This window comes from Bradyrhizobium sp. 2TAF36, assembly GCF_052114925.1.
Classification (GTDB): domain Bacteria; phylum Pseudomonadota; class Alphaproteobacteria; order Rhizobiales; family Xanthobacteraceae; genus Bradyrhizobium; species Bradyrhizobium barranii.
Genome location: NZ_JBFRFR010000004.1, coordinates 21,845 through 41,872 on the forward strand (window position 1 = coordinate 21,845; position 20,028 = coordinate 41,872).

Consider the following 20,028-nt stretch of genomic DNA (forward strand, 5'->3'; position numbering starts at 1 on the left):
TCCGCTTTGCCCACCCTACGGCGTCGCGCTTATGGCCGGCTCCACAGCCTCATCAACGCCCCGTTCTTGCCCGTCACCGGATCGGCCGGCGGCAGCGCGACCTCGGGAATTGTCTTCAGTGCCCTGGCGTGGTTTTCCGGCGTTGCCCGCGTCACCACCATCTTCGATCCCGGCGGATAGGCCCCGATGATGCAGAAATCGTCGCTCGCACTGATGCACTGATGCCCCGTGCCGGCCGGCAGGATCGCGATGTCGCCCGCCTTGATCTCCAGCTCCTGGCCATGGTCGCCGCCGAAGCGGACGCGGGCACTGCCACGCGCGACGCCGAGCACCTCATGCACCGTCGCGTGATAGTGCAGATAGTCGTAGACGCCGTTGCGCCACGTGCCGCCCCAGCTATTCGCTTCGAACAGGTTTTCGATGGTCGCCTCGGGGCGCCTGGAATCGAGCTTCACCGCATCCCGATAGACCAGGAAGGGAAGGATGTTGTTCGGCACGAGCCCGTCATCTTTGAACACGATGGCGCGTGGCTCGGCATTGTCGCGGACAACGAACATGGCAGGGCTCCTGCGTGAGCGTAGCAGGAATCAACGAGGGGCGTGAGACGACGTTCCTTGCGTCCAGGCGAACCGCAGCGTCGAGCCCGGAACGACAAGAGCCCGGGTCAAGGCCCGGGCTCGATGTCGTCAAGGCAACTGCAGGAGAGCCAGCGTTACGCGCTCTTCTTCTGCCGCATCAGGTCCGCGAAGCGCTGGAACAGATAGTGCGAGTCGCGCGGGCCCGGCGAGGCCTCGGGGTGGTACTGCACCGAGAACACCGGCTTGCCGTCGAGCTGAATGCCGCAATTGGAGCCGTCGAACAGCGAGATGTGGGTCTGCGTCGCGCCCTTCGGCAGCGTCGCCTCGTCCACCGCAAAACCATGGTTCATCGAGGTGATCTCGACCTTGCCGRTGGTCTCGTCCTTCACGGGATGATTGGCGCCGTGATGGCCCTGATGCATCTTCTTGGTCTTGGCGCCGACGGCAAGGCCGAGCATCTGGTGACCGAGGCAGATGCCGAAGGTCGGTGTGCCCGACTTGATCACGTCCCGGATCACCGGCACCGCGTATTTGCCCGTCGCGGCCGGATCGCCAGGGCCGTTGGACAGGAACACGCCGTCCGGCTTCATCGCCAGAATGTCTTCCGATGAGGTCGTCGCTGGCACCACCGTCACCTTGCAGCCGACGCCGGCGAGCAGGCGCAGGATGTTGCGCTTGATGCCGTAGTCGATGGCGACGACGTTGAACTCGGGCTTGTCCTGGCGGCCAAAACCCTTGTCCCACAGCCAGGGCGTCTCGTCCCAGGTGAAGCGCTGGCCCGAGGTGACCATCGGCACGAGGTCCATGCCCTCGAGGCCCGGCCATTCGCGCGCTTCTTCCTTCATGCCATGCAGGTCGAACTCGCCGTTCCTGGCATGCGCGATCACGGCGTTGGGCATGCCCTTGCTGCGGATCAGCGCGGTCAATGCGCGGGTGTCGATGCCGGAAAGGCCGATGATGCCGCGCGCCTTGAGCCAGGCGTCGAGATGCTTGGTGGCGCGGTAGTTCGAGGGATCGGTGATCGCGGTACGCAGGATCACGCCACGCGCACCCGGCGTCGCGGCCATGTTCACCGTCTCGATGTCTTCCTCGTTGGTACCGACATTGCCGATATGCGGGAAGGTGAAGGTGATGAGCTGGCCGGCATAGGAGGGATCGGTGAGGATCTCCTCATAGCCGGTCATCGCGGTGTTGAAGCAGACCTCTCCGACGGCATGGCCTTCGGCGCCGAGACCGAAGCCTTCAAGCACCGTGCCATCGGCGAGCACGAGGAGCGCGGTCGGTTTGTGGTCCGGCCAGGCGGTATCGTTGTCATGTTGTGTCATGAGCCCGGTTCATAGTCCGGGCCGGCGCCGCCGTCAAAGCGGACGAGCGCCGATTCACATGCGTTTTTGCATATTTGACAGGTCCCCTCAGGCACTTAAGCTTGGGAGGATAATTTCCGCCAATTTCCCGGGCTCGCGAGGCAATAATGGACCAGACCACCCCGCTTCTGCTGGTTCCGGGGTTGGCCTCCTCGGCCCGGATCTACGCCCCGGTTGTCCCGGCACTCTGGCGGTTCGGCCCGGTGATGATTGCCAACCATATCCGCGACGACAGCATGGCGGCGATCGCCCGGCGCGTGCTGAGCGAGGCCCCGCCGCGCTTTGCGCTCGCCGGCCACTCCATGGGCGGCTATATCGCGCTCGAGATCATGCGCCAGGCGCCCGAGCGGGTTTTGAAGCTCGCGCTGATCAACACCCAGGCCCGGCCCGATACACCGGAAGCGACCGCGCGCCGCCGCGGCCTGATGGAACGGGCGAGGCGCGGCGAGCTGAGCGCGGCGCGCGAGGAGATGTTTCCCGAGCTGGTGCATCCCTCGCGCCACGACGATGCCGGCATTCGGAAGCTCGTGCACGAGCAGGGCGAGGACGTCGGCGTCGAAGGCTATCTGCGGCAGCAGACCGCGATCATTGCGCGGGTGGATTCACGGCCGACGCTGGCGACGATCAAATGCCCGACGCTGGTGCTGACAGGCGATCAGGACAACACGATTCCGAACGCGTTCTCCAAGGAGATGGCGGAGGGCATAGCGGGCGCGAGGCTGGTGATCCTGGCCAATTGCGGACATCTGCCGCAGCCGGAGCAGCCCGAGGCGACGACGCGAGCGCTGGTCGAATGGCTGGGAGCCCCGGTTGTCTCGGGGCCGCGAACGGCCTAGATCAGGCGTCGGATATTCGAAGGGATCACGATCATGCTGCGCGACGACATCAACAACGCGGTCAAGGAGGCCATGAAGGCCAAGGAGGAGCGCAAGCTCTCCACGCTGCGCATGGTCAACTCGACCATCAAGAACGCCGACATCGAGGCGCGCGGCAACGGCAAGCCGCCGCTGTCGGACGCCGACCTGCTCGGCGTGTTTCAGAAGATGATCAAGCAGCGCCAGGAGTCGGTCGAGCTCTACGACAAGGGCGGCCGTGCCGAGCTCGCTGCCCAGGAGCGCGAGGAGATCGCGGTGATCTCGGCCTATCTGCCGAAGCAGATGTCGGACGACGAAGTGAAGAAGGTGATCGCGGATGCGATCGTGGAGACGGGCGCTGCCGGCATGAAGGACATGGGTAAGGTGATCGCGGTGTTGCGCGCGAAGTACGCCGGCCAGATGGATTTCGGCAAGGCCAGCGGCCTGGTGAAGGCCGCGCTGACGGGCTAGCTTCTTCCCTCTCCCCTTGCGGGAGAGAGTGCCTCGCGAAGCGAGGCGGGTGAGGGGTCTCTCTCCGCGGGCGACCCTCTCGCAGTAGTTTCCGCGGAGCGAAACCCCTCATCCGGCGCTTCGCGCCACCTTCTCCCGCAAGGGGAGAAGGGGCACCTTTGATGGCGCTGCAATCCGGTCTACTCTCTCCCGCAGAAACAATCGGGGGCAACCGATGACCGGCGCCATCAAACCGTTTCGCATCGCCATCAGCGACGACATTCTCACCGACCTCAAATCCCGCCTCGCCCGCACGCGCTGGCCGGAGGCGGAGCTGGTCGAGGACTGGAGCCAGGGCGCGCCGCTGAAATGGATTCAGGAGATCTGCGCCTACTGGGCCAACAGCTATGACTGGCGCGCCCGCGAGGCAAAGCTCAACCGCTTCGACCAGTTCACCACCGAGATCGACGGGCTCGACATCCACTTCCTGCATGCGCGCTCGAAGGAGCCATCGGCGCTGCCGCTGATCATCACCCATGGCTGGCCAGGGTCGATTGTCGAATTCCAGAAGGTGATCGCGCCGCTGGTCGATCCTGCCGCGCATGGCGGTAATCCTGCGGATGCGTTTCACGTGATCTGCCCGTCGCTGCCGGGCTTTGGCTTCTCCGCCAAGCCAAAGACCACCGGTTGGGGCGTCGACCGCATCGCCGCGACCTGGGCGAAGCTGATGGATCGGCTCGGCTACGCGCGTTACGGCGCGCAGGGTGGCGACTGGGGCTCGGCGGTGACGACATCGCTGGGCGCGCAGGACGCCGAGCATTGCGCCGGCATTCACATCACGCTCGCCTTCAACGCGGCACCGAAGGTCGAGGGCGAGCCGACGGCGGAAGAGAAGAGCGCGCTCGCCGGCCTGAAGCATTATGTCGATCTCGATTCCGGTTATTCCAAGCAGCAATCGACGCGGCCGCAGACGCTCGGCTATGGCCTGACGGATTCGCCAAGCGGGCAGGCGGCCTGGATTTTGGAAAAATTCTGGGCCTGGACCGATTGCGACGGCCATCCTGAAAACATTTTTGACAAGGACGAGCTGCTCGACAACGTCATGCTCTATTGGGCGACGGAGACGGCGACCTCCTCAGCGCGGCTCTACTGGGAGAGTTTTGGCAAACGCCGCACCACGCCTAGGGTCAACGTGCCGACCGGCGTCGCCGTGTTCCCCAAGGAGATCATCACGCCGGTCAGGCGCTGGATGGAGCCGAACTTTCCCAACATCACGCACTGGAGCGAGATGGAGAAGGGCGGGCATTTCGCCGCATTCGAGCAGCCGGAGCTGTATGTTGGCGACGTCAGGAAATTCTTCCAGACGGTGCGCCGTTAGGGGATGCCTCCGCATCGTCATGCCCGGGCTTGTCCCGGGCTCCCACGCGCTTAAACTCAGGTCGAAACAAGAACGTGGATGGCCGGGACACGCCCGGCTGTGACGACGCTGCCGGGAAACGACCATGCTGACCGAAGCCGCAACCTACGACGAGCTCTATCGCAACTTCCGCTGGGACGTCCCGGCGCGCTTCAACATGGCGGAAGCGTGCTGCGACCGCCATGCCGACGGCACGGGCCGCCTCGCGCTGCTCTATGTCGACGAGAACGGCGCAACCACGCGCACCTCGTTCGACGAGGTCGCGGAGATGTCGCGCCGCTTCGCCAATGTGCTGAAGGCCGATGGGCTCGTGCGCGGCGACCGCGTCGCGGTGTTCCTGTCGCAGTCGCTGGAGCTGCCGATCGCGCATATGGCCGCGTTCCGATCCGGGCTGATCTCGATCCCGCTGTTCGCGCTGTTCGGCGAGGACGCGCTGGAATTCCGCCTGTCGAATTCGCAAGCAAGGGCCATCATCACTGATGAGGCGGGCTGGGAGAAGCTCACGAAGATCCGCGATCGGCTGCCCTATCTGCAGGACATCTATGTCACGAGCGGCGCCGTCCATGCCGGTGCAAAACCGTTCTGGTCGGCGATCGAAACCGCGTCCGAGGACTTTGCGACCGTCGACACCTCCGCCGACGACCCCGCCCTGATCATCTACACGTCAGGCACGACGGGCAATCCGAAGGGCGCGCTGCATGCGCATCGCGTCGTGCTCGGCCACCTGCCGAATGTCGAGATGTGCCACAACTTCCTGCCGCGCCCCGGCGATCTGATGTGGACGCCGGCGGACTGGGCGTGGATCGGCGGCCTCGTCAACGGCCTGTTCGCGTTCTGGTATCACGGCATCCCCCTGGTCGGTCACCGTGCGCGAAAGTTCGAGCCGCAGGCGGCGATGCAGATGATGGCCGACCTCGGTGTCCGCAACGTCTTCCTGCCGCCGACCGCGCTGAAGCTGATGCGGCAGGCCGGCGTGAAGCATCCGGACGTCAAGCTGCGCAGCATTTTCACCGGCGGTGAATCGCTCGGCGGCGAGCTGCTCGGCTGGGTGCGCGAGACATTCGGCATCGATGCGCATGAAGTGTTCGGTCAGACCGAGTGCAATCTCGTGATCGGCAGCAACTCCAACCTGTTTCCGATCCGCCCGGGTTCGATGGGCAAGGCGACGCCGGGCTTCGACGTCCGCATCGTCAACGACAAGGGCGAGGAGCTGCCGACGGGGCAGCGCGGCATCATCGGCGTGCGCCAGCCATGCCCGTGCACGATGCTCGAATACTGGCGCAATCCGGACGCGACGGCGAAGAAATATGCCGGCGAATTCCTGCTGACCGGCGATCTCGGTACGCGGGATGAGGACGGCTATTTCTGGTATGTCAGCCGCGAGGACGACGTCATCACCACCGCCGGCTACCGCGTCGGCCCGTCCGAGATCGAGCACACGCTGATGAAGCATCCGTCGGTGGCGATGGCGGCGGTGGTCGGCATCCCCGATTCGATCCGCACCGAATCGATCAAGGCCTGGATCGTGCTGCGTCCCGGCTTCGCGGCAAGCGACACGCTCGCGCGCGAGATCCAGGAGTTCGTGAAGGTGCAACTCGCCGCGCACGAATATCCGCGCTTCGTCGAGTTCGCGGAGACACTGCCGATGACGGCCACGGGCAAGGTGCTGCGGCGCGAGCTGCGGGCGCGAGGTTAGGCTCTTTCAGACAATGGCAAAGACGTCTCAAGCTGCGGGGCTTCACCGCGCCTCACTTCCGAAACTGCACGATCTCGATGCGGCGCTGGAGCTGATGTATTACGGCTGGCGCGGGATGACGCTGGAGGCCGATGAATATCTTGCGAAGCAGGGCCTGTCGCGTCCACACCACCGCATCCTCTACGTGGTGGCGCGCCGTCCCGATATCGCGATCGGCTCGCTGATCGAGATCCTCGGCATCTCCAAGCAAGCCCTGAACCGGCCGCTCAACCTGCTGCTGGAGCGCAAGCTCCTGACGTCGAAGCGGGCACCCGAGCAGCATCGCTCCAAGCTGCTGCGCCTGACGGAGGCCGGGCGACGCATCGAGCAAAAGGCATCGGATCACGAGCGCAAGGTCCTGCGCGAAGCGTTCGACCGTGCCGGGGCTTCGGGTGCGGCGGCATGGATGGCCGTCATGGGGGCGATCGCCGACAACAACTGACGATTCTTGAAGTCAACATAGTTGACATGAGGTGCGAGCTTTGCCACTTTCCCGGCAACGAGCCAGGGGAGGGCTCCGCCATGAGCGGACGGACAATGGATCGCGCAGCCGCCGAGCGCTTCGTCGCGGCATGGTGTGCGAGCTGGTGCCGGGTCGATATCGACGCGGTCGTCGCGCATTTCGCTGACGATGCGCAGATGCGCAGCCCTCTGGCACTATCACTGACCGGTTCTCCGGTCGTCACCGGCGCCGAGAACATCCGCGCTTATTGGCGCGAGGCTTATGGCCACATCGAAAGCGCCGACCTCAAGATCCTGAGCTGGAGCTGGGACGAGGCGATCGCGCGCGTGACGGTGTGGTGGCAGCTCGGCGACACGCGCGCCAGCGAGTTCATGGATTTCGACGATGCGGGCCGTGTGGTGCGCAGCGAAGCCTTCTACGGAAAATGATCATGCACCTTTCGGATTTCGTCCTGCTCCTCAACACACTCTGGTTCGGCGGCGCGTTCATCCAGTTCAGCGTCGCGCAGGGCAATACGCTGAAGATACTCCTGCCGCGCGAAGAGCGCAGCAATCCGATCGCGCCGACGCTGGCGGCCAGCGTGGCGTTCCTGGGCGGGATGAATCTGCCGATCGGGCTTTTGTCGTTCTACCTTCTGGCCGCTCGTCCGGCTTTCTTCCAGCCGATCGAGGCCCAGCTCGCGCTGTTCCTGTTCTTTGCCGCCTGCCACTTCAGCCAGTTCGCCTATAACCTTCCGGTCCTGATGCGCGGTGGGCGCGTCGGGGTGGCCTACTGGCCTGTGCTGAAAGGTCCGATGCTCAGGATCTTCGTCATCGACGCGGCTCTGTTCGTAGCCAATCTCGGCGTAGCGCTCCGGCTGGCGTTCTCTTCCTGATTTCAGCGCGGCGACGCCGACAGGGCGGACCGCAGCATCGCGGCAAGATCCTTCCGCCGGAACGGTTTTGTCAGGATGCGGGCGTCGCCGACCCCGTCGGGCGTCTTGACGGGATTTTGGGTGTAGCCCGAGGTGAAGAGCACCTTGAGCCCGGGCCGCAAGCTGGTCGCTTGCCTGGCAAGCTCCGGCCCGAACATGCCGCCGGGCATCACGACGTCGGTGAGCAGCAGGTCGATGTCGCCGGGGCGGCGCAACAGTTCGAGAGCCGCGGGACCGTTCGACGCCGCGATGACGCGATAGCCGAGGGTCTTCAGCTCGCTCTCGACATAGGCCCGAACCATGTCGTCGTCCTCGACGACAAGAATGGTCTCGCTTCCGTCGGGGGCGACGATCCGTTCCGCGGGTGACGGCTGCTCGTTCGGTGGCGTTGCAAGGCGGGGAAAGAACAGCCTGACGACGCTGCCTTGTCCCGGTTCGGACTGCATCTGCACAACGCCGCCGGATTGCCGCACAAAGCCGTAGACCATGCTCAGGCCGAGCCCGGTGCCCTTGCCGACCTCCTTGGTGGTGAAGAACGGCTCGAACGCCCGGCTCGCCACCTCGGCGGTCATGCCGCTGCCGGTGTCGGTCACGGCCACCATGACGTAGTCGCCCGGCCGCGGTTCGCCGTTGACGTCAAGGTCGGATTCACCGAGCGAGGTGTTGCGCGCCTCGATCGTCAGCTTGCCGCCGAGCGGCATGACGTCGCGCGCGTTGAGCACGAGATTGAGCAGCGCAGTTGTCAGCTCGCCGGGATCGACGCTGGTCAGCCACACATCCGGTTCGAGCGCGAAGGTGCATTCGATGTGCTCGCCCAGGGGCCGGCGCAACAGCTGCTCCATCTCGTGAATCTTCGCGGCGATGTCGATGTCTCGCGGCCTCAGGGGCTGCTTGCGCGCGAAGGCGAGCAGGCTCCGCGTCAGGTCGGAGCCGCGCTCGGCGGCGGTCGCGATGTCGTTGGCGATCCGGTGCAATTCCTCGTTGCCGGCCAGCCTGTCGGCAAGATGCTCGGAGTTGCCGAGAATGACGGTTAGAAGATTGTTGAAATCGTGCGCCACGCCGCCGGTAAGCTGGCCCATGGCTTCCATCTTCTGGGACTGGCTGAGCTTGTGGCTGAGGTCGGCGATGGCGGCGCGTTGCTGCTCGAGCGACTCGGCGGTGTCGTTGAGCAGGGTCATCAATCCGCCCAGTTCGCCGCCCGGGTGGGGAGGCGGAATTCGCGCGCTGAGATCTCCGAGCCCAAGTTTCTTCGCCATGGTGGCGAGACGTCCGACCTGGCGCCCGACGCTCACGGTTGCAAGGATCCAGACGGCCGCGAGCAGCAGCAGCGAGGCCACCGCGAGTATCGCCACATCCTCGTAGAGCCGGCGATTCGCCGCGGCGACCAGTCCGTCCTTGGACCGTCCGACCATGATGTAGAGGCCGGCATCGCGGGTCGAAGGCGAGCGCGCGGCGACAGCCCAGACATGCGTCCGGCCGTCGCGATCGGTCACCTCCTGATACGCCTTCCGGTCCGGCGTTGCAGCGAAGCGGAGCAGATCGGATCCCGCGACCGACGTGCCGACCGGCTCGGTCCATCCTCCGCGGGAGGGGGCGACCAGAACCGTTCCCTTGCTGTCGAGGAGCAGGATCTCCTTCTGGCCGAGCAGCCGCTTGTCGTGAAACTCCGCGAATTTGCGCAGGTTGAAGGATGCGAGCAGGATCAGCTTCAGGGCGCCCGTCTCCGATCGCACCGGATAGGCGATCTGGAGCACCGATAGGCCGGTCAGCCGGCCGAATACCGGCTCGAGCGCGATGCTGCGCGACGCCAGGGCCTGCTTGAAATAGGCGCGATCCCGGAGGTCGAGGGTGCGGTTGGTCCGCAGCGAATCGCAGAACAGGCTACCGTCGGGATCGATGGTCAATATCCCGGTGAACTGTGGGTATTCCTCGCGCACTTCCGACAGGAACGCCGAGCACGCCGCCTTGTCGCGCGTGTCGAGATCGCGTGCACGGGCGAGACCATAGTGAAGCTGGGCGGTGCCCTGGATCTTCTCGTCCAGGTCGCTCGCAATGTCGTCGGCTGTCGCGGTCAGATTGGCCAGGGCCGCGTTGATTTCGCTGCTGCGATTTTGCACGAAACGTAAGCCGACGAGGATGGCCGGCACCAGCATGGCCGCAATGACGAGTATCAGTAGCCGGGTACGCAAGCTCATCGGTCGGGCGGTCCAATTTGGTCGTCGCGCGTGCTGGTTCGAAGATGCAATCTGCGGCACCACCCTCCGCCCAGTCCATAGGCATCGCGCCGAAAAAGCCCTCGCGCGGAAAATTTCGGCCGCGCACATCACGGATGAGTCCCCGGAAGGTTCGCCCGCGAGGCTCTGTCGGGCTGGTGTCGGGCCTCCCGGGATACCGTCATCCCGCAATCAACGCGCGCGTGCGCGCAGGTCGCGAGGGCGCTAATATCGGGATCGCGCGCGACGGAGATCGTGCCGGTGACGAGGAGAGGAGCCGCATGTCGATCTCGGGCAAAGTCGATCCGGTGGTGCGTCCCGTGGCGGCGACCGACATCGCCGAGGCGCTGGTCGAGGGTTTGCGCGATTTCCAGGCGCTGCCGCTCTACGGACTCTGCTTCGGCGCGCTCTACGCAGGCGGCGGCATCGCCATCATGCTCTGCCTCACCGCCTTCGGCATGGTCTATCTCGTCTATCCCCTTGCGGCCGGCTTTGCGCTGATCGGGCCGTTCGTGGCGATCGGCCTCTACGAGGTCAGCCGCCGCCGCGAGCGCGGCGAGCCGGTCTCCTTCGGCGCGATCTGGTCGGCGATACGCGCGCGCAGCGAGATCGGCTGGATGGCCTTCGTCACGCTGTTCGTGTTCGTGATCTGGATGTACCAGGTGCGGCTGCTCATCGCGCTGCTGCTCGGCCTGCACGCCTCGTTCTCTAGCTTGCAGGAATTCATGACGGTGGTGCTGACCACGAATGAGGGCCTGCTGTTCCTCGTCATCGGCAACGCGGTCGGTGCCGCGCTGTCGCTGATCTTGTTCTCGCTGACGGTGGTGTCGTTTCCGCTGCTGCTCGACCGCGAGGTCGATTTCGTCACCGCCATGGTGACGAGCGTGCGTGCGGTGGTGACCAGCCCGCTGCCGATGATCTCGTGGGCCGCGGTGATCGTGATGCTGCTGATCGTCTCGGCGCTGCCGTACTTTCTCGGACTGGTCGTGACGCTGCCCGTGCTCGGGCATGCGACGTGGCATCTCTATCGGCGGCTGGTGGTACCGGTGCCGTAAGAGGGGAGCCGGATGCAACGGAAGCGAGCTATTCGCCCGTTGCCAGGCGGCGAGCGCCGGATGAAGTCAGCTCGAGTTCGCCGAGCCGCCTGATCGCATAACCCAAATTGGCCAGACGTTCGCCGTGCGCGTGCGGAATGTCGCMTTGACCCTTGCCGACCAGGGCCAAGGACGCAAATTCATCGGCGGTGAGCGCTGGGGTGCTGTCTGTCATCAGGCAACCTCGTCGGTCCATACCTTGAAATTGAGCAGGGTATTCGGACCGAAGGTCTGGACGATCGGGACGTCTGCGGCATCGCGCCCCTGCGCAATCAGCACGCGGCCGATCCGCGGCGTATTGTTGCGCGGATCGAACATGTGCCAGCTTCCACCGACGAAAGCCTCGAACCAGGCGGCGAAATCTCCAGCAGGCCACGGTTGTGGGGTGCCGATGTCGCTGAGGTAGCCGGTGCAGTAACGCGCCGGAATGTTCATGCTGCGGCAGAACGCGATGGCGAGATGGGCATAGTCACGGCACACGCCCTTGCCTTCGTCGTAGGCTTCCCGGGCTGTCTTGGTCGCGCGCGCGTGCTCATGGCCGAACGTGATGTGGCGATGAACAAAATCGCAGATGGCCTGGACCCGCGCCCAGCCCGGCGGCGTGTGTTCGAACAACTTCCATGCGATATCCGACAGGCGATCGGTCTCGCAATAGCGGCTGCCGAGCAGATAGACGAGCGTGTCGGCCGGCAGCGCTTCGACGGCGTGCTGAAACGCGTTCGGAAACACCGGGTCGGGCAGGCCGCTGTCGCGAACGACGCCATCGCCGGCAAGACGGAAGGCGCCGGCCGGCGCAACGATGCGGCTGCACCAATTGCCGAAGAGGTCGCGATAGGGATTGATYGCCACCGAAGGTCGGGTGGTCAGCAGGTCGGGCACGACGATATCTGAGGCGCGCGTGAAGTGCGTGCCCAGCACCATGATCATAGGCGTCGGCTGCGGGAACTCGTACAGCATCTCGAACCCGACGCGGAGCTTCATACGAACTTCTTTCTCTTGGCTAAGCTCCCAACATGGCTACGAAGCGATCGAACACAAGGCATTCACGGCCTTATTCGATCGAGAGCGGCATTTGGCGCTTCAAAAGCGCGGCGCGGGCGAGAAAACGATAGCTAATTGCGGCGATTGCGCGCACGGTGCGCCAATGTCGGAAAGAGCGGTCGTCTGTGCGCACACGCTGCGTCACGACGATCCGCGCGCGATTTGAAACGACTGATTCTTCGCACCGGCGGAGCCTTCTCATCGCGACGTCGTAACGGCGATCGTCGCGCCTATTGCCACTTCCCGCGGGCGAGCCGGACGCAGCAGGCGTGCCGCGGACGCCTGAAAGATTCCACCGCGGTTCGATACGAGATCGAACGCCAACCGAAAGCACATGATGCAAACTCTCTCCCCACGGCACGTCAAGACAGACGAAGCGCTCCGGCTCGGCGTGGAGTCAGGCTGGTACGCGATCAAGGTCAGCGGGACCTTCGTCTCGGGCCCGCACGACTCGGAAGGGGATTGCCGTCGCAAGATCGACGAGATTCAACCGCCGGTGAAGAAGAAGCGATAACAGCGCCGATTTCGGCCGCTACGGCGTCTTGATCCCCATCGCCTTCAACGCCGCCAGCATCTGCGCTGGCGGTGTCATTTTGATCTGCGGCGCCTTGCCGGTTTCCAGCAAACTCTTAAGTCCCGACAGGATCGCGGGCCAGCCGGTGCGGCCGCCGGAGAGGATGTCGTCGCCGAGCGCACGGTCGTGGCGTTCGCTCATGGTGAGGCGGACGGCCTCGCCGGCTTGCTCGATCTCGTAGGTGACGAGCGTGGTGCCGAGCTTTGCGACGAGGTCGGGCCAGTTGACGTTCCACGTCACCGTCAGCTTGTTCGGCGGATCGTATTCGAAGACTTCACCGGAGATGTGCTCGGAACCGTCGGGCGCGCGCACGATGAAACTGCCGCCGAGCCTCCGTTCCATCTCCACCGCAAAGCCGGAAAAGTACCTCCTGCTGAACTCGGCCGAGGTCAGCGCTTCCCACACCTTCTCCGGCGTGGAGACGATGTAGATGGTGTAGACCGTCAGCGGCTTGAACTGATCGAGGTTCATTTTGCGTCGAATCCCTTGTTGAGGGCTGCGCGTGGAATGCCGAGCAGCTTGCCGGTCTCGAGCAGGCTCTTGAGCTGGGACAGGATCGCCGGCCAGCCGTTGGAGACGGCGCCGAGATATTTGCCACCCTCGACGAAGCCGTCATGCAACACGGTCAAACGCACGAGCGAGCCGAACGGTTCGATCGTGAAGACGACGCGCGATATCGGCTCGCCGCGCAGCTCTTCGAACTTCTGGTGCTTGAAGCTGTAGGACAGGCGGCGCGGCGGATCGGCCTCCAGAATCTCGCCGGAATCGGTGACCTCGCCGTCGAGCGTGAGCGCGAAGGGTGAGCCGACCTTCCAGTCCGACCTGACCTCGGCGCCGAACCAGTATTGCCTGGTGAATTCGCTCGACGTCAGCGCCTCCCACAGTCTTTCCGGCGTGGTCTCGATATAGCTAACATAGACGAATTGGGGCTTACTCATCGCGCTTCTCCAACTGACGTTTCAACTCGCTGAGCGCGGCGAGCTTGCCGCGCTCGAATTTCCTGATCCAGCGTTCGCCGATCTGATGGATCGGCACCGGATTGAGGTAATGCAGCTTCTCGCGGCCATGCCTGACGGTCGTGACCAGGTTGGCCTCTTCGAGAATGACAAGGTGCTTGGTCACGGCCTGGCGCGTCATCGCGAGGCCCTCGCAGAGTTCGTTCAGCGTCTGGCCGTTCTTGGCGTGAAGCCTGTCCAGCAGCGACCGTCGTGACGCATCGGCGAGCGCTTTGAAGACCTCATCCATGGCGGCGATAATAGGCAACCAAATGGTTGCATGTCAAGATGGTGTCTTTGGCGCCCGGAAATGGCTGTGCTAGCCTCGAAGCTCAGCCAACGCAGATTGGTTCCGGGAGAGCTTTGATGTTCCGTTGCGTCCCACTCGTTGCAGGCCTTGTCCTTTTCGCCTGCAGCACCACGGCCCAGGCACAACAGAAGCAGACCATCGGCGCGCCGCCGGAAGCGTCCAATATGAAGCTGGTCGGCACCAACGACCTGCAGGCGCGCAGCGCGTACCAGCCGACCATCCATCATCAGGGCGATCGCTGGATCGCCTATATCGGCCATCACGGCGGCACCGACGACGTGCCCGCGCCGGTCAACCCGATGACGGGGCAGGCCGAACCGAACGGAACGTCCATCGTCGACGTCACCGATCCCGCGCGTCCAAAATATCTGCGGCATCTGCCGGGCCAGGAAGGCAAGTACGAATCCGGCGGCGCGCAGATGGTACGGGTTTGCGACGGCAAGTCGCTGCCGAAGGGCGATCCCAATGCGGTCTACATGCTCCGCACCTTCGGCAGCGAGGCGCATGAGATCTGGAACGTCGCCGATCCCGCCAATCCCGTGCTCGTTACCCGCATCGGCGGGCTGAAGGACACCCACAAGAGCTGGTGGGAGTGCGACACCGGCATAGCCTTTCTCGTCTCCGGCGCGCCGGACTGGCGCACGCGGCGCATGACGCAGGTCTACGACCTCAGCGATCCCGCGCATCCGCAGAAAATCCGCGACTTTGGCCTGCCCGGCCAGGAGCCCGGCTCGACCGGCGCCGTGCCGACCGAATTGCACGGGCCGATCTCGACCGGACCCGACGGCAATCGCGTGTTCTTCGGCTACGGGACCAACAAGGGCGGCATTTTGCAGATCGTCGATCGCGACAAGTTGCTGAACGGGCCGAAGGAGCCGATGCCGGACAATCTGCGCTATCCCGAGATTTCGCGCATGCCGATGTCCGCCTTCAACGGCGCGCATACGACGTTCCCGATGCTCGACATGCCCGTCGCCGAATTCGCCGAGGACAAGGACGGCAAGACCCGCGACATCGTCATGATCGTCGACGAGGCGATCTTGAACGAATGCGGCGAGGCGCGGCAGATGGTGTGGTTCGCCGACGTCACCACCGAGACGCGGCCGATGATGATCTCGAGCTACACCGTGCCGGAGGCGGGCGGACAGTTCTGCCAACGCGGCGGCCGCTTCGGCTCGCACTCCTCGAACGAGAGCATGGCGCCGGTCTATTACAAGAAGATGGCCTTCATCGCCTTCTTCAATGCGGGCGTGCGCGCGCTCGACATCCGCGATCCCTATCATCCGAAGGAGGTCGGCTATTTCATCCCCGCGATCACGCCGGCCACCGACAAGCGCTGCATTCCCGTCGAGGGCGGCGAGCGTTGCAAGGTCGCGATCCAGACCAACAATGTCGAGACGGACGATCGCGGCTACATCTACATCGTCGACCGCGCCAACACCGGTCTGCATATCCTCGAACTGACCGGACCGGCGCGCGCGGCCGCCGGCCTGCCGAGGAACTGACGATGCGGCGCGGGGCGGCGATTGCGGCCGTGGCCATCGCGCTCGGTGCATCCGGCGTCGGGGCCTATCGGCTTGCGCCGGCGCCGGCGGCGGAATCGGCGGGCTGGCGCGAAATCGCATGGCCGTTCCCGCGCGACGGCTGGCCCGCCGGCCGCGCGTTCCGCTGCGACGGTGTCTGCGCGGGCACCCTGCTCTACGTGCGCGCCAAGCGCGGCTTCTGCAATTGCGACCGCGGCGTCGCCGACGATGATGAGGTCGATCGCGTTGCCGACATCGATCTGATCACCCCGCGCTTTGCCGCCGTCGCGCCGGGTGAGGAAGTGGGACTTGGCGAGATGCGTGGTCGTGCCAGGCGCTATGATCTCGATATGGCCGACGGCGTCCGTCATGCCGCGATCGGCATCGCCGTCTCGCGCCGCTGCGATCTCTTCGTCGCTGCGGCCCAGGGGCGTGGCGAAGCAGGCGCCGTGCAGCGCGCAGCGCTGGCGTTCCTGGAGACGCCGGAGATGAAGCTATGGGCGACCGCGGCGCTGGACGGACAGTGAGTGTCATGCATTAATGCGCCAAACCGCTCTCAGCGAGTCCTCCCCATGATGTCCATGCAAGCCTATTTCGCCTTCGTCGCCGCCTGCATTGCGCTGGCCTTGCTGCCGGGGCCGATCGTCACCCTCGTCGTCGCCAACGGCCTGCGTCACGGCACGCGCGCGGCGTTGACCAATGTCGCGGGCGCGCAGGCCGGGCTTGCCATCGTCATCGGCATCGTCGCGGTCGGCCTGACCTCGCTGATGGCGACCATGGGTTACTGGTTCGACTGGGTGCGCTTTGCCGGCGCCGCCTATCTGATCTGGCTCGGCATCAAGCTGATCTGGGCGCCGGTCGAAGGCCTCAATGTCGACGAGCCGCCGGCGCCGCCGCGCGGCGGGTTCTTCCTGCAAGGCTTCCTTGTGCTGCTGTCGAACCCGAAAGTGCTGATCTTCTTCGGCGCCTTCATTCCGCAGTTCATGGACATGAACCGCGATCACTTCCCGCAAGTCGCGCTGCTGGGCGCCACGTTCATGGTCACCGCGGCGATGACGGATGCGCTCTACGCTCTCGCCGCGGGGCGCGCGCGAAAATTCTTTTCGGCCCGCCGGACGCGGCTGATGTCGCGCATCTCCGGCGGCTTCATGATCGGCGGCGGTATCTGGCTGGCGCTGACACGGGCAAAATAACCTCCCTCGTACCGGTTCGCGCTTGAACCCTTCGCGGCGGCGATGCGTCCAATCGGGCATTGCCGCTGACGAAGGAATTTGGCCGTGCCCGATCTGCCCTGGTTCGTCTATGCGATGCTGTTCGCACCGCTCGGGCTGTTACTGGTCGCCGCCGTCGTGAAGACCTGGCAGGCGCGCGAGGCGCGAAGCTGGCCGCAGGCATCGGGCAAGGTCGTCCGCTCGGTCGCCGAGGTGCGCGAGGTCAGGGTGTCCGACAGCGACCGCGAGGAAGGCTATCGGCTCGAGAGCCGCAATTTTGCGAACGTGACTTACGAATATCCGGTCGGCAGCCGCAAGCTGAGCTGTAACCGCATCTCGATCGGCGAGGACCTCGGCAATTTCGAGGTCGCCGAGAAGCTCGCAAAATATCCCGCCGGCAGTGTCGTCACCGTCTATTACAATCCGCGCCATCCCGATCAGGCCGTGCTCGAGCGCGACCTGCCCAAGGGGCTGTGGGGCTGCCTCGGCATCGGCACGGCGATCGCGTTTGGCATCGTGTTCGGCTCGGCGTTCGGTCTCAACCAGACTTATGCCTACCTTGCGCACCACATCGGGCGGCCCGATCTCGCCGGCCTCGTCGTCGGCTTCGGCGCGTTCGGCTTCGTCATCGCGCTGATGGGTTATGGAGTGCGGCGGCAGGCGTTGAAGGCGGCGCGCTGGCCGGTGGTGCCGGGCACGATCAAGCTGTCGGGGATCGAGCAATATCACGAGGCCAGCGAGCCGGGCGAGCGCCGCGGCACCGAGATGTTCGGCAAGCGCGTGACCTACACCTATCGCTATCAGAATATCAGCTACACCAATGAATGCGCGCGCGTCTCGGCCGGGACGCAGTCCGGGTCCGACGAGATGTTGAAGAAGCTGATGTCGCGCTACAAGCACGGCGCGACCGTCGAGGTGCGCGTCAATCCCGACAACCCGGCCGAGGCAACGCTCGATACAAGCGGCCCCGTCCGCATCGCCTGGCTGCTGTGGGGGATCGCTGCGATTTTCGCTGCGCTCGCGGTGTTCGTCGCGACGCGGGGCGGATGAGCCTGAGACAGTTGCTCAGCAGCTTCGTCGTACTCCGCTGCGTTCCCTCCCCCGCAAGGGGGGAGGGAACGCAGCGTGCCCTACACCAACAGCTCCGCCTTCAACTCCAGCTCGATCTCCGCAAAAATCCTCGCCAGCCGCTCCGCCCATTGCTGCTGGCCGGACTGATCCGCGATCAGATCCTGGCGGATCTCGATGCCGGTGTTGACGAGACCGCGGGCTTCGCCGTGGACGGGGATGGTGTAGTCGCTGAGGTCGCTCACCGCATAGGGCTCGTTGTCGCCGACGACGAGATCGCCTTCAGCGCGCAAATGCTTCAGCAGCAGCTGCGGCAGCACGGTGTCGCGGTTATACAGCGCGGCGATGTGCCAGGGCCGGGCGACGCCGGCATAAACCGGCGTGAAGCTGTGCAGCGACACCAGCACCGCCGGCCGCGTGTCGTGCAGGCGGCGGTCGATCGCGGCATCGATGCGGCGGTGATAGGGCTCGAAGATCTCGCGCCGCCGCGCCGCGCGCTCGCCCTCTGAGATGCCCTCGTTGCGCGGGATCGCGGTCGCCTCGGATATCACGGGAATCGAGCTTGCTACGCCGGGCGAGCGGTTGCAGTCGATCACCAGCCGCGAATAGCGCTGCGCGATCAGATGCGCATCGAGCATTTTTGCCAGCCGCTCGGCGACGCCGGCAATGCCGATGTCCCAGGCGATGTGCCGCGTCAGCTCGCTTTCCGCGACGCCGAGGTCGCCGAGCGCGCGCGGCAGAATCCGTCCGTAATGATCCGAGGTGAGCAGGAAAGGCGATGCCCCATCCGCATTGACCTCATGCACCGGCGGAATGTCCCCCGCGCCGAGCAGTTGATCGGTCGCGTCGGCCGTGTTCAAGTCCATCCTGATTGCCTATGGAAAAAGCAGGTACCGTCCAAATTGGGCAGCAATCGCTTGCAGGTCGGTCCACCCAAAATCATCATGATCGCCAGACGATGCCGTTGCCGGCGATTCATCACAAGACCAAATCTCGCTTGCCCCCGGGACTTCGCTCGGACGTGGAAATGTGCGGCTGTCGTTTCGCTCGATTGACGGCTATAGACACCCCATGACCTCCGATCGTCTTTTCGTCTACGGCACCCTGATGCGCGGCTTCGACCATCCGATGGCGCGGCTGCTTGCAGGGCATGCGGACTTTTTGGGTGACGCGACGTGTCGCGGGCGGCTCGTTCTCGTGAAGCATTATCCCGGATTGCTGCTGTCGAACGCGGCCTCCGATGTCGTCCATGGTGAGCTTTTTCAATTGCGCGTGCCCGATGAGCTCCTGCGCGAGCTCGACATGTACGAGGCCTGCGGCGAGGGCTTTCCGGAGCCGACCGAATATCTGCGCAAGCTGATCGACGTGACGCTGCCTGATGGCACCACGGAGAAGGCCTGGACTTACGTCTACAATTGGCCCGTCACCGATCTGCCGCGCATCGAGTCCGGGCGCTTTCTCGAGCACTAGGCGCGGATGCGGACTTCACCTCTCCCGCGCAAGCGGAGCGAGGGATCGCACCTTCATCGTGGCCGGCGTTCGATCACTAAGCCGACAGCACTTCCTTCACCAGGCGCACGTCGATCTCGTGCTCGACGTAGCTCCACTCCTCGGTCTGCCTCAGCATCGCCACCAGCTCCTCGAACAGCGAGGCATCGGGGGGCGCGAACTCGAACCATGTCAGGAAGTCGAAGGGACCGCCGAGATCGCGGCTGTGATAGAGCTGCCGCGCGATGGCGGGCAGGAAACGAAGAGTGCTGGCGATGTGGTGCGACTTGTCCTCGAAGATCTTGCGGCGCTCTTCCTGCGTCAGCTCCCACCACGCCTCCGATTTGCGGATCGGAATCAGCGCCGCGGAAGTGGCCTCTAACCGGCCGAGCTCGGCCTGCACCGCGGTGAGCTGCTGCTTCTCGGCGCGCTCAGTGTAGCGCGTCGTGCTCGCAACGCCGACCAGCCGCCACGCATTGCGAGAGGGCACCAGGGGCAATGAAATCGCCTCGCTGTCGGTCACCGACAGCGCCGGCACGAAGGGCAGGGGCTCGCCCACCACGGGTGAAATCGAGGTCACACGCCAGCCCCCGCTGTGGCCGCCGCGAAACATCCTGAACATGGCCTATGGAAGCGCGGAACCGGTCCGGGTTCAAGTCTTTCCGCGGTCATTCCGGGCTCGATGCTTCGCATCGCCCCGGAATGACGCCTGTGCATAGGTCGAATAACCCGGATAA

Annotated in this window: 24 protein-coding genes; 14 read left to right on the plus strand and 10 right to left on the minus strand. The window is 64.7% G+C overall.

All coding sequences use genetic code 11. The annotated features are described in order from the left end of the window. Positions 1 to 29: 29 nt before the first annotated feature. Both AB4Z51_RS03010 and carA read right to left on the minus strand, forming a co-directional pair. The gene (locus AB4Z51_RS03010) at positions 30 to 557 is read right to left on the minus strand and encodes a cupin domain-containing protein (RefSeq protein WP_085400424.1); all 528 of its coding nucleotides are present in this window, start codon (positions 555 to 557) and stop codon (positions 30 to 32) included. Between the two features lie 155 nt (positions 558 to 712). Next, complete coding sequence (gene carA, locus AB4Z51_RS03015) at positions 713 to 1,903, minus strand: glutamine-hydrolyzing carbamoyl-phosphate synthase small subunit (protein ID WP_441497027.1); 1,191 nt, start codon at positions 1,901 to 1,903, stop codon at positions 713 to 715. A 146-nt stretch (positions 1,904 to 2,049) separates the two neighbouring features. Here carA and AB4Z51_RS03020 point away from each other — a divergent pair, with 146 nt between their 5' ends. From AB4Z51_RS03020 to AB4Z51_RS03050, 7 genes are all read left to right on the plus strand, one after another. Further along, a complete protein-coding gene (locus tag AB4Z51_RS03020; RefSeq protein WP_085400425.1) occupies positions 2,050 to 2,778 on the plus strand; it encodes an alpha/beta fold hydrolase in 729 nt (242 codons plus the stop codon). 33 nt (positions 2,779 to 2,811) lie between these two features. Beyond that, positions 2,812 to 3,267, plus strand: coding sequence for a GatB/YqeY domain-containing protein (locus AB4Z51_RS03025; RefSeq protein ID WP_085400427.1), 456 nt, complete (start codon positions 2,812 to 2,814; stop codon positions 3,265 to 3,267). A 214-nt stretch (positions 3,268 to 3,481) separates the two neighbouring features. Then, positions 3,482 to 4,624: an epoxide hydrolase family protein gene (locus AB4Z51_RS03030; RefSeq protein ID WP_085400429.1), complete on the plus strand. Its 1,143-nt coding sequence runs from the start codon at positions 3,482 to 3,484 to the stop codon at positions 4,622 to 4,624. 124 nt (positions 4,625 to 4,748) lie between these two features. Continuing rightward, complete coding sequence (locus AB4Z51_RS03035; protein ID WP_085400430.1) at positions 4,749 to 6,359, plus strand: acyl-CoA synthetase; 1,611 nt, start codon at positions 4,749 to 4,751, stop codon at positions 6,357 to 6,359. A 13-nt stretch (positions 6,360 to 6,372) separates the two neighbouring features. After that, positions 6,373 to 6,840 carry a MarR family winged helix-turn-helix transcriptional regulator gene (locus tag AB4Z51_RS03040; RefSeq protein ID WP_028159428.1) on the plus strand — a complete coding sequence of 156 codons (468 nt, stop codon included), beginning with the start codon at positions 6,373 to 6,375 and terminating at the stop codon, positions 6,838 to 6,840. Positions 6,841 to 6,920: 80 nt separating this feature from the next. Continuing rightward, positions 6,921 to 7,289, plus strand: coding sequence for a YybH family protein (locus AB4Z51_RS03045; RefSeq protein ID WP_085400432.1), 369 nt, complete (start codon positions 6,921 to 6,923; stop codon positions 7,287 to 7,289). 2 nt (positions 7,290 to 7,291) lie between these two features. After that, the gene (locus tag AB4Z51_RS03050) at positions 7,292 to 7,735 is read left to right on the plus strand and encodes a hypothetical protein (RefSeq protein ID WP_028159430.1); all 444 of its coding nucleotides are present in this window, start codon (positions 7,292 to 7,294) and stop codon (positions 7,733 to 7,735) included. 2 nt (positions 7,736 to 7,737) lie between these two features. Here the strand turns inward: AB4Z51_RS03050 and AB4Z51_RS03055 are convergent, their stop codons facing one another. Next, the gene (locus AB4Z51_RS03055) at positions 7,738 to 9,969 is read right to left on the minus strand and encodes an ATP-binding protein (RefSeq protein ID WP_441497028.1); all 2,232 of its coding nucleotides are present in this window, start codon (positions 9,967 to 9,969) and stop codon (positions 7,738 to 7,740) included. Between the two features lie 299 nt (positions 9,970 to 10,268). On the opposite strand from AB4Z51_RS03055, the gene AB4Z51_RS03060 reads away from it, so the two are divergent. Further along, positions 10,269 to 11,042 carry a DUF2189 domain-containing protein gene (locus AB4Z51_RS03060; protein WP_085400435.1) on the plus strand — a complete coding sequence of 258 codons (774 nt, stop codon included), beginning with the start codon at positions 10,269 to 10,271 and terminating at the stop codon, positions 11,040 to 11,042. Between the two features lie 28 nt (positions 11,043 to 11,070). On the opposite strand, the gene AB4Z51_RS03065 is transcribed toward AB4Z51_RS03060, so the two are convergent. Both AB4Z51_RS03065 and AB4Z51_RS03070 read right to left on the minus strand, forming a co-directional pair. Next, entirely contained in the window at positions 11,071 to 11,256 is a 186-nt protein-coding gene (locus tag AB4Z51_RS03065) for a hypothetical protein (RefSeq protein ID WP_441497029.1), read from the minus strand. Then, entirely contained in the window at positions 11,256 to 12,062 is an 807-nt protein-coding gene (locus AB4Z51_RS03070; protein WP_085400438.1) for a transglutaminase-like domain-containing protein, read from the minus strand. Before AB4Z51_RS03070 ends, AB4Z51_RS03065 begins: the two co-directional genes overlap by 1 nt. A 394-nt stretch (positions 12,063 to 12,456) precedes the next feature. Between AB4Z51_RS03070 and AB4Z51_RS03075 the strand changes: the two genes are divergently transcribed. Then, a complete protein-coding gene (locus tag AB4Z51_RS03075) occupies positions 12,457 to 12,636 on the plus strand; it encodes a hypothetical protein (protein WP_063985493.1) in 180 nt (59 codons plus the stop codon). 18 nt (positions 12,637 to 12,654) lie between these two features. On the opposite strand, the gene AB4Z51_RS03080 is transcribed toward AB4Z51_RS03075, so the two are convergent. Genes AB4Z51_RS03080 through AB4Z51_RS03090 form a run of 3 tightly spaced genes read right to left on the minus strand, consistent with a single transcriptional unit; the run spans position 12,655 to position 13,941 of the window. Further along, a complete protein-coding gene (locus AB4Z51_RS03080) occupies positions 12,655 to 13,167 on the minus strand; it encodes an SRPBCC family protein (protein WP_085400442.1) in 513 nt (170 codons plus the stop codon). Beyond that, positions 13,164 to 13,634 (minus strand): SRPBCC family protein, encoded by a 471-nt coding sequence (locus tag AB4Z51_RS03085; RefSeq protein ID WP_085400444.1) that lies wholly within the window; start codon positions 13,632 to 13,634, stop codon positions 13,164 to 13,166. The genes AB4Z51_RS03080 and AB4Z51_RS03085 overlap by 4 nt, the downstream gene beginning before the upstream one ends. Next, complete coding sequence (locus tag AB4Z51_RS03090) at positions 13,627 to 13,941, minus strand: ArsR/SmtB family transcription factor (RefSeq protein WP_085400445.1); 315 nt, start codon at positions 13,939 to 13,941, stop codon at positions 13,627 to 13,629. Before AB4Z51_RS03090 ends, AB4Z51_RS03085 begins: the two co-directional genes overlap by 8 nt. A 116-nt stretch (positions 13,942 to 14,057) precedes the next feature. Between AB4Z51_RS03090 and AB4Z51_RS03095 the strand changes: the two genes are divergently transcribed. The 4 genes from AB4Z51_RS03095 (at position 14,058) to AB4Z51_RS03110 (ending at position 17,785) form a co-directional block, all read left to right on the plus strand. Continuing rightward, the gene (locus AB4Z51_RS03095) at positions 14,058 to 15,506 is read left to right on the plus strand and encodes an LVIVD repeat-containing protein (protein WP_085400447.1); all 1,449 of its coding nucleotides are present in this window, start codon (positions 14,058 to 14,060) and stop codon (positions 15,504 to 15,506) included. Positions 15,507 to 15,508: 2 nt separating this feature from the next. Beyond that, entirely contained in the window at positions 15,509 to 16,051 is a 543-nt protein-coding gene (locus tag AB4Z51_RS03100) for a hypothetical protein (protein WP_085400449.1), read from the plus strand. Between the two features lie 45 nt (positions 16,052 to 16,096). Continuing rightward, positions 16,097 to 16,717 carry a LysE family translocator gene (locus tag AB4Z51_RS03105; protein ID WP_081369126.1) on the plus strand — a complete coding sequence of 207 codons (621 nt, stop codon included), beginning with the start codon at positions 16,097 to 16,099 and terminating at the stop codon, positions 16,715 to 16,717. Positions 16,718 to 16,801: 84 nt separating this feature from the next. Then, entirely contained in the window at positions 16,802 to 17,785 is a 984-nt protein-coding gene (locus AB4Z51_RS03110) for a DUF3592 domain-containing protein (protein WP_085400488.1), read from the plus strand. A gap of 80 nt (positions 17,786 to 17,865) precedes the next feature. On the opposite strand, the gene AB4Z51_RS03115 is transcribed toward AB4Z51_RS03110, so the two are convergent. Then, positions 17,866 to 18,669 carry an N-formylglutamate amidohydrolase gene (locus AB4Z51_RS03115; protein WP_135215187.1) on the minus strand — a complete coding sequence of 268 codons (804 nt, stop codon included), beginning with the start codon at positions 18,667 to 18,669 and terminating at the stop codon, positions 17,866 to 17,868. 205 nt (positions 18,670 to 18,874) lie between these two features. Here AB4Z51_RS03115 and AB4Z51_RS03120 point away from each other — a divergent pair, with 205 nt between their 5' ends. After that, a complete protein-coding gene (locus AB4Z51_RS03120) occupies positions 18,875 to 19,273 on the plus strand; it encodes a gamma-glutamylcyclotransferase family protein (protein WP_028150696.1) in 399 nt (132 codons plus the stop codon). Positions 19,274 to 19,349: 76 nt separating this feature from the next. Here the strand turns inward: AB4Z51_RS03120 and AB4Z51_RS03125 are convergent, their stop codons facing one another. Then, positions 19,350 to 19,913 carry a chlorite dismutase family protein gene (locus AB4Z51_RS03125; protein ID WP_085400452.1) on the minus strand — a complete coding sequence of 188 codons (564 nt, stop codon included), beginning with the start codon at positions 19,911 to 19,913 and terminating at the stop codon, positions 19,350 to 19,352. Positions 19,914 to 20,028 lie beyond the last annotated feature (115 nt).

What these genes read in the sequence shown, in the direction of transcription:
- AB4Z51_RS03080 (WP_085400442.1), bottom strand. Translation starts at nt 13,167, where the DNA reads ATGAACCTCGATCAGTTCAAGCCGCTGACGGTCTACACCATCTACATC.
- AB4Z51_RS03075 (WP_063985493.1), top strand. Translation starts at nt 12,457, where the DNA reads ATGATGCAAACTCTCTCCCCACGGCACGTCAAGACAGACGAAGCGCTC.
- AB4Z51_RS03095 (WP_085400447.1), top strand. Translation starts at nt 14,058, where the DNA reads ATGTTCCGTTGCGTCCCACTCGTTGCAGGCCTTGTCCTTTTCGCCTGC.
- AB4Z51_RS03010 (WP_085400424.1), bottom strand. Translation starts at nt 557, where the DNA reads ATGTTCGTTGTCCGCGACAATGCCGAGCCACGCGCCATCGTGTTCAAA.
- AB4Z51_RS03115 (WP_135215187.1), bottom strand. Translation starts at nt 18,669, where the DNA reads ATGGACTTGAACACGGCCGACGCGACCGATCAACTGCTCGGCGCGGGG.
- AB4Z51_RS03035 (WP_085400430.1), top strand. Translation starts at nt 4,749, where the DNA reads ATGCTGACCGAAGCCGCAACCTACGACGAGCTCTATCGCAACTTCCGC.
- AB4Z51_RS03045 (WP_085400432.1), top strand. Translation starts at nt 6,921, where the DNA reads ATGAGCGGACGGACAATGGATCGCGCAGCCGCCGAGCGCTTCGTCGCG.
- AB4Z51_RS03020 (WP_085400425.1), top strand. Translation starts at nt 2,050, where the DNA reads ATGGACCAGACCACCCCGCTTCTGCTGGTTCCGGGGTTGGCCTCCTCG.
- AB4Z51_RS03120 (WP_028150696.1), top strand. Translation starts at nt 18,875, where the DNA reads ATGACCTCCGATCGTCTTTTCGTCTACGGCACCCTGATGCGCGGCTTC.
- AB4Z51_RS03060 (WP_085400435.1), top strand. Translation starts at nt 10,269, where the DNA reads ATGTCGATCTCGGGCAAAGTCGATCCGGTGGTGCGTCCCGTGGCGGCG.
- AB4Z51_RS03090 (WP_085400445.1), bottom strand. Translation starts at nt 13,941, where the DNA reads ATGGATGAGGTCTTCAAAGCGCTCGCCGATGCGTCACGACGGTCGCTG.
- AB4Z51_RS03025 (WP_085400427.1), top strand. Translation starts at nt 2,812, where the DNA reads ATGCTGCGCGACGACATCAACAACGCGGTCAAGGAGGCCATGAAGGCC.
- AB4Z51_RS03100 (WP_085400449.1), top strand. Translation starts at nt 15,509, where the DNA reads ATGCGGCGCGGGGCGGCGATTGCGGCCGTGGCCATCGCGCTCGGTGCA.
- AB4Z51_RS03030 (WP_085400429.1), top strand. Translation starts at nt 3,482, where the DNA reads ATGACCGGCGCCATCAAACCGTTTCGCATCGCCATCAGCGACGACATT.
- AB4Z51_RS03050 (WP_028159430.1), top strand. Translation starts at nt 7,292, where the DNA reads ATGCACCTTTCGGATTTCGTCCTGCTCCTCAACACACTCTGGTTCGGC.
- AB4Z51_RS03040 (WP_028159428.1), top strand. Translation starts at nt 6,373, where the DNA reads ATGGCAAAGACGTCTCAAGCTGCGGGGCTTCACCGCGCCTCACTTCCG.
- AB4Z51_RS03085 (WP_085400444.1), bottom strand. Translation starts at nt 13,634, where the DNA reads ATGAGTAAGCCCCAATTCGTCTATGTTAGCTATATCGAGACCACGCCG.
- AB4Z51_RS03105 (WP_081369126.1), top strand. Translation starts at nt 16,097, where the DNA reads ATGATGTCCATGCAAGCCTATTTCGCCTTCGTCGCCGCCTGCATTGCG.
- AB4Z51_RS03125 (WP_085400452.1), bottom strand. Translation starts at nt 19,913, where the DNA reads ATGTTCAGGATGTTTCGCGGCGGCCACAGCGGGGGCTGGCGTGTGACC.
- AB4Z51_RS03055 (WP_441497028.1), bottom strand. Translation starts at nt 9,969, where the DNA reads ATGAGCTTGCGTACCCGGCTACTGATACTCGTCATTGCGGCCATGCTG.